The organism is Acinetobacter guillouiae CIP 63.46 (assembly GCF_000368145.1).
GTDB lineage: Bacteria > Pseudomonadota > Gammaproteobacteria > Pseudomonadales > Moraxellaceae > Acinetobacter > Acinetobacter guillouiae.
The window spans coordinates 1-1,120 of sequence record NZ_KB849289.1; the positions used below are offsets into that span (position 1 = coordinate 1).

A 1,120-nucleotide genomic window follows, 5' to 3' on the forward strand; every position below is an offset into this window, starting at 1 on the left:
TTTTAAATTTAAAACTGAGAAATGAATTCAAAGGGCAGAGTAAAACTTGAAGTGCGACATAAACCACCTAATTAATTTAAAGGGTTTATGGAGTATATAAAATTGTCATACCATCATCTTAACTTTGAAGATCGTACTGCATTAATGCTTGAGTCAAGAAAAGAAGGCTTTTCAGCCAGAAAATTTGCTGAACTCATTAAAAGACATCCTAGTACGATCTATCGTGAGCTTAAAAGAAATAGCATCAATGACGTTTATCAAGCTCGATATGCTTCTGATAACACCTTCGCTAGACGTAGACGTGGTCACAGAAAACTCAAAATCGATTCAATCCTCTGGAAATTTATTGTTGAAGCGATCCGTTGTTTATGGTCTCCTCAGCAAATAGCAAAGCGTTTAAAGACATTTCCTGATTTGGATCAAACAATGAATGTAAGCCATACAACGATTTATTCAACGATACGAGCATTACCAAAGGGTGAGTTGAAAAAAGACTTATTATCCTGTCTGCGTCATGAAAATAAAAAGCGAAAAGCTAACGGTGAACCTAAAAAAGATTCTATATTACAGGATATTAAAACTATTCATGAGCGCCCAGCCGAAGTTCAAGAAAGAAAAATACCGGGTCATTGGGAAGCTGATTTAATTAAAGGTAAAGACAATAAAAGTTCGATAGCAACACTTATTGAACGAAATACACGGCTCTGTATCTTGGCAACATTACCTGATGCAAAGGCAGAATCAGTGCGCAAGGCTTTAACTGAAGCTCTGAAATATTTACCTGCAGAACTGCGTAAAACGTTGACCTATGACCGTGGACGCGAGATGGCAGAACATAAAATACTTGAAGAAGATTTAGGCATAGATGTATATTTCTGTGACCCACATTCACCCTGGCAAAAAGGCACATGCGAAAATATGAATGGTTTAATTAGGCAATATTTACCTAAAGGGATTGATTTAAATCAGGCAGATCAGCATTATTTAAATCAAGTTGCCATGTCACTGAATACTCGTCCTAGAAAAGCGTTAGATTGGCTTACACCATTAGAGAAATTTGCTCAGCTTGTTGATTATCATAAGACTTTTCAAACTGTCGCACCTCATGTTTGAATTCGCC

The 1,120-nt window shown here is 36.6% G+C and carries 1 protein-coding gene; it reads left to right on the forward strand.

The features are described from left to right. The first annotated feature begins 87 nt into the window (after positions 1 to 87). Entirely contained in the window at positions 88 to 1,113 is a 1,026-nt protein-coding gene (locus F981_RS22260) for an IS30-like element ISAba125 family transposase (RefSeq protein ID WP_010326927.1), read from the forward strand. Positions 1,114 to 1,120 lie beyond the last annotated feature (7 nt).